This window comes from uncultured Thiocystis sp., assembly GCF_903866365.1.
Classification (GTDB): Bacteria; Pseudomonadota; Gammaproteobacteria; order Chromatiales; family Chromatiaceae; genus Chromatium.
Genome location: NZ_CAIPNF010000393.1, coordinates 1 through 4,836 on the forward strand (window position 1 = coordinate 1; position 4,836 = coordinate 4,836).

Consider the following 4,836-nt stretch of genomic DNA (forward strand, 5'->3'; position numbering starts at 1 on the left):
CCCGATGGCACCACAGCGGCGGAACGGTTCTTCGGGCGCCCGCCGGCGCCCCTGTTCGAGCAACTGTTGGAGCGGATGCCGATGCCGCCATCCCCGGCACGCCGACGACCGCCGCCTCCAAAACCAGCTTATCTTCTACCCATTGCCGCGTAGGGGGTGGCCGGAACGATGATCAAGGCCCAGATCTTCGTTGCTTCCCCCCAAGTATGTTGAATAAGCGAGCGATGAACCATCCGGCGTGATTTTCGCGACGAAGATATCGTAGTTGGAGAGGAAAATATTGTTTTCTGTGTAGTAGCTTTTTCCGCTGTGGCTTGGATAAAGCGCATTGACGATAGGAAAATCTGTCGACCAGGTTCCCCCTGCCACATAAGCGTTTCCCTCGCGATCAACAGCGATGTTCGTGCCCAGCTCCCCACTACTTCCGCCAAGATAGGTCGAGTAGATTAACGTCGAGCCATCGACCGCAAGCTTCGCAACGAAGGCATCGGAGGAGTTGAACAATGAATCATCGCGGTTAGGATAGAGGGCGTTAACGGTCGGAAAGTCGTATGAGTTCGTGTCGCCGACAACATACGCTGAACCGCTGCGATCAATAGCGATGTCTGATGCTAGGTCGAGCCCGAACCCAAGAGTCCCTCCTCCAACACCACCGCCACCAAGATAGGTCGCATACATCAACCCTGAGCCGTCGGGAGCCAACTTGGCGACGAAAGCGTCCGAGAACCCGTTGAGACTGGCATCGATCGCATTGACGGTCGGAAAGTCCGGTGAAGCCGTTTGGCCGGCCAAATAGAGGCTGCCAGCGCTATCGACAGTGATATTGTAAGCAAAATCAAAGTTATTGCCGCCAAGATAGCTCGAATAGACCAATGCGGATCCATCAGGTGTGAGTTTGGTGATAGCGGCATCGACGCATTCATACTGCACATCTTCCTCAGCATCTAGAGGGCCATTATGATCCGGGTCGAGGGCGTTGATTGTTGGGAAATTCGTGGAACATGTGTTTGCGGCTACATAGACATAGCCATTTTCATCGACGGCAATATCGCCTCCTGTGTCGTTATTATCGTCGCCACTCCCTCCAAGATAAGTCGCATATTCCAACACCGGATCGATAATCAATGCTTCGTTGCGGTCATAGGCGGCGACTAGAAACCCAACCAGCATCTCCGGTGCCGCCGACTCTTTCGACTCGGCCACCGCCACCCGCATTCCATCGCCCGCCGATTTCAGCAAGACATAACGAGCCTCAACGAGCTGCTCACGCCCGTCGACGAGCTGATGGACCTTCGGCGCATGTTGCACGATTTCGCGACCACCCTTCAGGGTCAGCCGTAGATTCCCCTCATCATCCGCGTGAACCTTCTCGGCACCTTTCAGACTGAGCCGAATGCTGGCCGGATCGGCCCCCGGCGCGAGCACGAAGTCATACTCCAGCCGGCCGGCACCTCGCCCATCTCGCTGCTGCTCGTAGAGCACCAGGTCGATACCCTCGTAGAGTCCCTCGGCACGTACTTGGGCGTAACTGGGGATCTTGGTCTGCCACTGCTTGGGATCCTTGCCGATGAAGTAGTTGCTGATCCCCGGTTGTTGCTCCAGGCCAGTAAAGCGCGGCTTAGCGTTAGCCCCGACGAAACCGATACGCACGACCCCCGCGCCAGGGTCGGCGTTTTTAGCGGTCTGTGCGGTCGCCTGTTTGGGCGAGGACGATACGGAAGCGGGATTCGACGATGCGTCAGTGGCACCGGGCAGCACGCTGACCAGCTCGTTGTCCGTGACGAAGAGGGTGTAGCCAGCTCCGCGTGCGAGGAAGCGGACCGACTCGTGGGTCTGTCCCTGATTCGGCTCGAAGCGTAGCCCGAGACGACCCAGCCGCTCAACGTTGGGCCGTGAGGAAACTTTCGCCGCCGTGTCCGGAGCGATTGCCGACGGTGGAACCGCCAGATCCGCGAACGGGAGCGGCCCAGACGATTCGACCGCCGGCCTGTATGGCGTCACTGCCGCCAGCCCGGTCGATGCCCCCAGCAATAGGGCGAGTCCCAAAACAATGTGCTTTCGTGTCCAATGTCTCGAACGATGGCTCATACCGATTTCCTTTACTCTCGAGGATAAATTGCACCGTCCATCCCGCGCCGCCAATCAATTTATCCAGAGGCGACGATGCAGATCAAGGATTCTGTGCACCCTTGCATCGCAAGGCGTTAGGGTCAGGAGCAGCACAAATTGTTCTACATAAAACTGATTGGTGTCAACAAGGCCAGATCCTTACCCGCGCTCACTACCGATTTGAGTCTACGTCTGCCGCTATCAAGCATGGGTCCGGCGGCCATCGCTCAATCGGAGATCCCACTATCCGGACACACAGCCATTAAGAGGAGATCCGATTCAGAATTTGCTTAATCTCCAGCGGGGTGGAGTTTCCGGAATACAATGAGCGCACAAGCCAAATGAATCATGGCCAAATCGTTGCGCTTGGCAAACATAACGGGTACGAATCGCCCGAAAGTGGACAGTCTGGAACTTGATCGCTGGCAGTCCGTCTTGGTTGCAATGAAAGCCGCCCGGAACAGGCTCAAACAGCAGCATCTGCTGGCCTTGGACGCGACGCTGGAGCGGATTTCCCGGCATTGAACCGGTCACTTATCCAGCCCAACCGAGGCGCTGCAGATTGCGCTCTACCTCGTCCTGGTCGCTGTAATACTCCTTGTGTCCGTTACGGTCGAGATAGCGTTCATGTCCCTTGCCGGCGATCAGCGCCACCCAGACGTCGTCCGTCGGGCGCTCGGCGAGCCAGTCGAACAGATGCGCGACCGCTTGCGGTCGCTCGACGATGACCTCTACACCGTCCGTCGGCATGCCGGTCAGAATGTCCGCGATGATGCGTTCGGGGGCCTCGGTGCGCGGGTTGTCCGAGGTCACGATGCAGTGGTCGGAGTGGCGCGCGACGGCGGCGCCCATCAGCGGGCGTTTACCGTGATCGCGGTCGCCGCCGCAGCCGAACAGGGTCAGGATGCGAGCCTGCGGGAAGCCGTCGCGGATGGCGGTCAGGATGGTCTCCAGCGCATCCGGGGTATGGGCGAAGTCGACGACGATGGTCCGGTTGCCGATGGTCCGGCAGTCGAAGCGCCCGTCCACGGGGCTCAGATGTCGCCAGTCGGCGCGCGCGCCGGGGCCGAGCACGCCATCCGCCAGGGCGGTGGCGAGCGCGTAGTTTCGGCGGTTGTGTTCGAGCGCGAGAAACGGCTTGGCCGCGATGGCGTCCGCCTCCAGGGTCGCTGGCGCCAGTACCGCGACCGGCACGCGCGACAGCCCCGCTTCCCGAAGCTGGCGGGCCACGGCCGGACTGCTGCAATAGAGTTGCCCGTCGTCCTGGATCAGGTCGAGAATGCGCGCCTTGGCGCGAAAATAGGACGACTCGTCATGGTGATAATCCAGATGATCCTGGGTGAAATTGGTCCAGCCGGCGTTCTGAAGCGGGATGCCGTCGGCGCGTCCCTGATCCAGTGCGTGACTGCTGATCTCCATGACCACGACATCGCAGCGATCTTGTTGGGCGTGCAGCAGGCGACGCAGTTCGATCTGGGGCGGCGAGGTGAATCCGGTCTCCGCCAGCCGCTCGCCGTTGCGAAAGAGCCCCAGGGTTCCGATGGAGAGCACGCGCTGGCCGTGGGCCACGAGGATCGACTCCAGATATTTGACGGTGGTGGTCTTGCCGTTGGTTCCGGTGACCCCGATGAACCGCAGGCGGTGCGTCTCCAGCGGATAACAGAGGTCGCAGAACTGCCCGACCACGCGGGGCCAGTCGTCGGGTCGGGTCACATAGATGGCGGTGTCCGCTAGGTGTTCGAAGCAATCTAACGGGCGGTTGACGACCAGCACCGAAAAGGCGCCATCGGCCAGATAGCGGCGATAGAGTTCGTCGTCGCTGCGTCCATCGTCGAAGCGTTGGAAAAAGAGGATCGAGCCGGCATCGCAGGCGTCCGCGCGCCACTGGATGTTGGTGATCGTGTGCCGCGTCGCCGGCATGCGCCGCCAGGAAAAATCCAGAGTATCCAGCAGTTGAGAGAGCGGGTCGGTAGGCATGGTGGCGGATGTCGGATCAGTGAGGAGAGGTTGCATGTACATTCTCGCCGAGGAAGGCGCGATCGTCGAACTTTTGGGGCGTTTTGGGCTAACCTATCGACTGCTCGCCGCCGGGAACCCCATCCCCGGCTCCTACTGGGGCGATCCCGAGGCCGGGCTGGTCGGCGATCTTCTGTATGCGCTCCCCGCGACTCCGCTGCATTCGATCCTGCATGAAGCCTGTCACTGGATCTGCATGGATCAAGGCCGCCGCGACGCGCTGCAGACGGACGCGGGGGGCGACGATGCCGAGGAGAACGCGGTCTGCTATCTGCAACTGCTGCTGGCCGACGCCATCCCCGACGTCGGGCGCGCGCGACTGTGCGCGGACATGGACGCCTGGGGGTACAGCTTCCGGCTGGGATCGGCGCTGGCCTGGTTCGAGCAGGATGCCGCCGACGCGCGCGACTGGCTGCTCGGGCAGGGGTTAATTGACCGCGACAATCGCCCGACCTGGCGGGTGCGTCTTTAAGGTCTCGCGCACTATACTCTAGCAGCCTGTCGGACTTTGGGGCTGCCGACTTGATAGACTGACGAGATGACCTTGACAGGACGACTGACGATGCCCATCTTCCGCCCGATCGATCGCGACGTCCTCTTGGAGTTGCCCGTGTCGCTGCAAGCCTGGTTGCCCGAGGGGCATCTGGCGTGCGACGTGGTCGAGGTGGTGGAAGCGCCTGGACCTGAGCGCTCTGCTCCAGGCCTACGCGG

At 60.8% G+C, this 4,836-nt stretch carries 5 protein-coding genes and 1 pseudogene; 4 read left to right on the forward strand and 2 right to left on the reverse strand.

The features are described 5' to 3' along the window. A partial coding sequence (locus QZY07_RS21670; protein ID WP_295407323.1) for a DUF6399 domain-containing protein occupies positions 1 to 153 on the forward strand: 153 nt, incomplete at its 5' end. Here QZY07_RS21670 and QZY07_RS21675 read toward each other — a convergent pair. Next, positions 136 to 2,088, reverse strand: coding sequence for an SBBP repeat-containing protein (locus QZY07_RS21675; RefSeq protein WP_295407311.1), 1,953 nt, complete (start codon positions 2,086 to 2,088; stop codon positions 136 to 138). The genes QZY07_RS21670 and QZY07_RS21675 overlap by 18 nt on opposite strands. A 369-nt stretch (positions 2,089 to 2,457) precedes the next feature. Between QZY07_RS21675 and QZY07_RS21680 the strand changes: the two genes are divergently transcribed. Next, positions 2,458 to 2,634 carry a hypothetical protein gene (locus QZY07_RS21680; protein ID WP_295407314.1) on the forward strand — a complete coding sequence of 59 codons (177 nt, stop codon included), beginning with the start codon at positions 2,458 to 2,460 and terminating at the stop codon, positions 2,632 to 2,634. Between the two features lie 9 nt (positions 2,635 to 2,643). Here QZY07_RS21680 and QZY07_RS21685 read toward each other — a convergent pair whose 3' ends face one another. Next, on the reverse strand, positions 2,644 to 4,086 hold the full coding sequence (locus tag QZY07_RS21685; protein WP_295407317.1) for a UDP-N-acetylmuramoyl-L-alanyl-D-glutamate--2,6-diaminopimelate ligase: 1,443 nt from the start codon (positions 4,084 to 4,086) through the stop codon (positions 2,644 to 2,646). Between the two features lie 34 nt (positions 4,087 to 4,120). On the opposite strand from QZY07_RS21685, the gene QZY07_RS21690 reads away from it, so the two are divergent. Then, positions 4,121 to 4,597, forward strand: a complete 477-nt coding sequence (locus QZY07_RS21690) for a hypothetical protein (RefSeq protein ID WP_295407320.1) — start codon at positions 4,121 to 4,123, stop codon at positions 4,595 to 4,597. Between the two features lie 90 nt (positions 4,598 to 4,687). After that, positions 4,688 to 4,836 (forward strand): annotated as a pseudogene (locus QZY07_RS21695) (IS5/IS1182 family transposase); the annotation flags it as partial.